General features: G+C 67.0%; 6 protein-coding genes. 5 read left to right on the forward strand and 1 reads right to left on the reverse strand.

Features of this window, described 5'->3' with window-relative positions:
• Positions 1-205: 205 nt before the first annotated feature.
• The 5 genes from ACQKDV_RS18375 (at position 206) to hglS (ending at position 4086) form a co-directional block, all read left to right on the forward strand.
• Positions 206-577, forward strand: a complete 372-nt coding sequence (locus ACQKDV_RS18375; protein ID WP_427785681.1) for a hypothetical protein — start codon at positions 206-208, stop codon at positions 575-577.
• Positions 578-803: 226 nt separating this feature from the next.
• Positions 804-1214 (forward strand): EF-hand domain-containing protein, encoded by a 411-nt coding sequence (locus ACQKDV_RS18380; RefSeq protein ID WP_427785683.1) that lies wholly within the window; start codon positions 804-806, stop codon positions 1212-1214.
• 95 nt (positions 1215-1309) lie between these two features.
• A complete protein-coding gene (locus ACQKDV_RS18385) occupies positions 1310-2062 on the forward strand; it encodes an HAD family hydrolase (RefSeq protein WP_427785685.1) in 753 nt (250 codons plus the stop codon).
• 31 nt (positions 2063-2093) lie between these two features.
• A complete protein-coding gene (locus tag ACQKDV_RS18390) occupies positions 2094-2582 on the forward strand; it encodes a hypothetical protein (RefSeq protein ID WP_427785688.1) in 489 nt (162 codons plus the stop codon).
• A 139-nt stretch (positions 2583-2721) separates the two neighbouring features.
• Positions 2722-4086, forward strand: a complete 1365-nt coding sequence (gene hglS, locus ACQKDV_RS18395; RefSeq protein WP_427785690.1) for a 2-oxoadipate dioxygenase/decarboxylase HglS — start codon at positions 2722-2724, stop codon at positions 4084-4086.
• Positions 4087-4168: 82 nt separating this feature from the next.
• Here hglS and ACQKDV_RS18400 read toward each other — a convergent pair.
• Positions 4169-4430 (reverse strand): acetyl-CoA hydrolase/transferase C-terminal domain-containing protein (locus tag ACQKDV_RS18400; protein WP_427785694.1); only part of this gene is annotated, 262 nt, incomplete at its 5' end.

Consider the following 4430-nt stretch of genomic DNA (forward strand, 5'->3'; position numbering starts at 1 on the left):
GGTCTTGCCGTGTGCGCAGGACAGCGCACACGAGCAAGCGGCGACCAAGGCTACAAGGACGTACTTGCGCCGTCCCCGCACACCCACAGTGCCCCGCCATCCCACGGAATGCCGCTCTGGCTTTGGCCGTTGCCTTGAGCAGGTGCAGGGCTGCAAGCCCTGCCGATACCCTTACACTCACTACCGCCTCCAACTGCCCACCCGCATGAACCTTTCCCTGCACTTCGGCCTGCTCGGTTCCCTCGAAGCCGGTGCCATCGCCCTGCTGGTCGGGCTGCTGGTGTACTCGCTCTGGCATCACCTGTGCCGCGCGCTGCGCTGGTCCATGGGCCATGCCATCGGCTGGGCGTGTGTGTTCTCGGTGGCGATCTCCGCCGGCATCGATATGTGGAAGCTGTTCTACATGGGCATCGTGCGTCTGGAATCGCCGTTGTATGCGCGCATCTTCCTTTCTACCATCCACGACCCCAACGAACTGGGCAGCCGCGTGGTGTTGGAAATCGCCGGTGCGCTCGGCGGTGTTGCCTTGGGATGGGTCTTGTTCAGTTCGCGGTCATCGGTGCAGAACGTCGATTGACGCAGGTTTTTCGTTGCGTGCCGGTTAAATCCGGCCGCGCTGAATGCTGGCCTTATGGACCCCTCACTTCGCCCTAACCAGTGCGGTAAACCATGCGCGGTGGCCAGTGGTTAATGGGGTGTGTGCAGGCCGGTCGCGGCGCAAAATCGATTCAGAAACGCGGTGGCAGGGTGGGTGCCGTGCGGAGACGACACCCGCGCTCCACCACCCAGAGGAGATCCACCTGATGACTATTCGCAACCGCAAGCCCCTGCTCGCCCTGATCGTTGCCGCCGGTAGTGTGCTGGCCCTCCCGGCCATGGCGCAGAGCGCCCAGCAGCAGGCAGCCCAGGCACAGACCCAGGCGGCGCAGGCGCAGCAGTCGGCCGCCCAGGCGGGCCAGGCGGCTGACCAGGCTTCCAGTGCGGCTGCATCGGCGTCGGCGCAGGCCAATGGCGGCGGCCAGACCTGGGCAAGCATCGATACCGATGGCAACGGCACCATCAGCAAGTCCGAGGCGCAGGTGAACGCAGGCCTGGCCCAGGTGTTCGACCAGGCCGATACCAACAAGGATGGCCAGCTGACCGCCGATGAGTACAAGGCCTTCGTGGCCGCCCAGCAGACCGGGGCGGCCGCTGGCAACGCAGGCGGCAACTGACCGCCGCCTGATTCGGGAAAAACCGGTGCATGGGACCCTGGCGGCGTTGGCCGCCCGGGTTTTTGTTGCCTGCACCACCCCTGTATCCTTGTCGCATGAACGCCTCCACGCCTGCGCGCCCGCGCGCCATCGGCCTGGTCGGTTTTGACGGTGATGACACGCTGTGGAAGAGCGAGGACTACTACCGCAAGGCCGAGCAGGATTACCTGGACCTGCTGTCGCGCTACGTCGACGTGCACGATACCCGGACCGCCCGCCACCTGCTGGAAGTGCAGCAGCGCAACCTGGCCGTGTTCGGCTACGGCGTGAAGGGCATGGTGCTGTCGATGATGGAAGCGGCCATCGACATCACCGGCCAGCGCATCGACGCCAAGGACATCCAGCGCATGCTGGACATCGGCCATGACACCCTGCGCCACCCGGTCGATCTGATCGACGGCGTGCGCGAATCGGTGGCCGCCATTGCCGAGCACTATCCGGTGGTGCTGATCACCAAGGGCGATCTGTTCCACCAGGAAGCCAAGATCAACGTGGCCAACCTGCGTGAGCTGTTCCCACGCATCGAGATCGTTTCGGAAAAGGACCCGGAAACCTACGCCCGCGTGCTGGCCGAATTCGATCTGCCCATGCAGCAGTTCGTGATGGTGGGCAACTCGCTGCGCTCGGATATCGAGCCGGTGGTCACCCTGGGCGGCTGGGGTGTCCACACCCCGTATGCGGTGACCTGGGCGCACGAAACCCAGCATGGCGTGGCCGATGACGAACCGCGCATGGTCACTGCCGACACTGCCCGGGATTGGCCGGCCGCGCTGGCCGCCATCGAGGCCAAGGCCGCTGCTGCGGCCTGACAGGCGCCCACGGCTGCGGCAGAATCGGGGCATGAACCGTGTCCCGATCCTGCTGTTGTCGCTCCTGCTGCTGATGCCCGGCACCGTGCTGGCCCAGCAGACCGCCGAACGTTCGGCGGCCTATACGGTGGACACCGGTGACCGCTGGCTGGATGTCCAGCTGCAGGACATCAACCATTACGCCGAGCGCTACCCCGATGCCTTCCTGGACGAGGTATCGCGCTACGCTGATGTGCCGCGCGTGTACATCAGCGCGCTGTTCACCACCCATGGCTGGCAGGCCGGGGATATCTATTTCGCCTGTTTCTGGGCCAAGGCCAGCGGCCAGACCTGCCGCGACAGCGTGCGCGCCTTCAGCCAGAACCCCGACGGCGGCTGGCAGGCGGTGGTCACGCGCATGCCGGTGAAACCGGAGAACGTGCATGTCCGTGCCGTGCGCCATGCCGTCGTGGCCAGCTTCGAGCACTGGGACCGGCCGATCACCCTGGATGCCACCCTCAAGCGCCAGCTGCAGCGGTAGCGCCGGCCGCTGGCCGCCCTCGCCGCATTGCCGGCCAGCGGCCGGCACTACCCGCATGTTGCTGTGCGTATCGCCGCCATCGCGCTCTGCGGCGACAATAGGCTTCTCGCCGTTCCCCGTTCCCGCATTCGAGTGACTGATGAGCGCCTCTTTCGTTTCGCCTGATGTGATCCGCCGCCTGTTCGCCCAGGCCATGTCCCGCATGTACCGCACCGAAGTGCCGCTGTACGGCACCCTGGTGGAGCTGGTGGAGCGGATCAACGCGCAGGTGCTTGCCGAGGACCCGGCGCTGGCCGCGCAGCTGCAGCGCAACGACGAACGCGCGCGCCTGGATGAAGAGCGCCATGGCGCGATCCGCGTCGGTACCGCACAGGAACTGGCCACACTGCGGCGCTTGTTCGCGGTGATGGGCATGTTCCCGGTCGCCTACTACGACCTGTCGGTGGCCGGCGTGCCGGTGCATTCCACCGCGTTCCGCCCGCTTACCGGCGCGGCGCTGGCGCAGAACCCGTTCCGCGTGTTCACCTCGCTGCTGCGCCTGGAACTGATCGAAGACGAAGCCCTGCGCGCCGAGTCCGCGCGCATCCTCGAGCGCCGCCGCATCTTCACCGACGGCGCGCTGGCGCTGATCGACCAGGCCGAGCGTGACGGTGGCCTGTCGCAGGCCGATGCCGAGCGTTTCGTTGCCGAAGCGCTGGAAACCTTCCGCTGGCACGGCGATGCCACGGTTGATCTGCCGACCTACCACGCGCTGCACAACGCGCATCGCCTGGTGGCCGACGTGGTCAGCTTCCGTGGCCCGCACATCAACCACCTCACCCCGCGTACGCTGGATATCGATGCCGCGCAGGCGGGGATGATCGAGCACGGCATGGCCGCCAAGGCGGTCATTGAGGGTCCGCCGCGCCGCGCCTGCCCGATCCTGCTGCGGCAGACCAGCTTCAAGGCGCTGGAAGAGGCGGTGCATTTTCCTGGGGGCGAGGGCGGCGCGGCAGGCACGCATACCGCGCGCTTCGGCGAGATCGAACAGCGTGGCCTGGCGCTGACCCCGAAGGGCCGCGCGCTGTACGACCAGCTGCTGGCGCAGGCACGCGATGCCGGTGGCGCCGGCAGCACCGGGGGCGATTACGGCCAGCGCCTGCAGGCGGTGTTCGCCAGCTTCCCCGATGACCACGACACGCTGCGCCAGGAAGGGCTGGGCTATTACCGCTACCAGCTGACCGACGCCGGCCGCGCTGCGCCGGAACGCGTGGCCGATCTGCCGGCCGAAGTGCTGGTGGCCACCGGCCTGGCCACGGCCGACCCGATCGTTTACGAGGATTTCCTGCCGGTCAGCGCCGCCGGCATTTTCCAGTCGAACCTGGGCGGCGAAGAACAGCGCGCCTACGCCGCGCACGCCAACCGCGAAGCGTTCGAGCAGGCGATGGGCGTGGCGGTGAACGACGAGTTCGATATCTACGAGCGGCTGCAGGCCGAATCGCTGGCGGCGCTGCGTATCGCCTGATCCGTGCCGTGTGGAGCCGAGCATGGACTCGGCTCTACAGGGCGTAGAGCCGAGCCCATGCTCGGCTCCACAGAACAGGGTGTCAGCCCTTCATCGTGCCGGTATCCAGCCAACGCTGGTGCCACGACAGCGCTTCGGGCAGCAGGTGCGGGGTGTGCTTGCCGTAGCTTTCGCGGCTGGCACGGTCGAAGTAATCCTGCAGCTGCGGGCGGAAATCCGGGTGCGCGCAGTTGTCGATCAGCACCTGCGCACGCTTGCGCGGGGTCAGCCCGCGCAGATCGGCCAGGCCCTGTTCGGTCACGATCACCGACACGTCGTGCTCGGTGTGGTCGACGTGGCTGGCC

The organism is Stenotrophomonas sp. NPDC077659, from assembly GCF_050268705.1.
Taxonomy (GTDB): Bacteria; Pseudomonadota; Gammaproteobacteria; order Xanthomonadales; family Xanthomonadaceae; genus Stenotrophomonas.

Bases quoted from the DNA above. Each gene is read 5' to 3' on its own strand.
- ACQKDV_RS18375 (WP_427785681.1), top strand. From the start codon at position 206: ATGAACCTTTCCCTGCACTTCGGCCTGCTCGGTTCCCTCGAAGCCGGT.
- ACQKDV_RS18380 (WP_427785683.1), top strand. From the start codon at position 804: ATGACTATTCGCAACCGCAAGCCCCTGCTCGCCCTGATCGTTGCCGCC.
- ACQKDV_RS18385 (WP_427785685.1), top strand. From the start codon at position 1,310: ATGAACGCCTCCACGCCTGCGCGCCCGCGCGCCATCGGCCTGGTCGGT.
- ACQKDV_RS18390 (WP_427785688.1), top strand. From the start codon at position 2,094: ATGAACCGTGTCCCGATCCTGCTGTTGTCGCTCCTGCTGCTGATGCCC.
- hglS (WP_427785690.1), top strand. From the start codon at position 2,722: ATGAGCGCCTCTTTCGTTTCGCCTGATGTGATCCGCCGCCTGTTCGCC.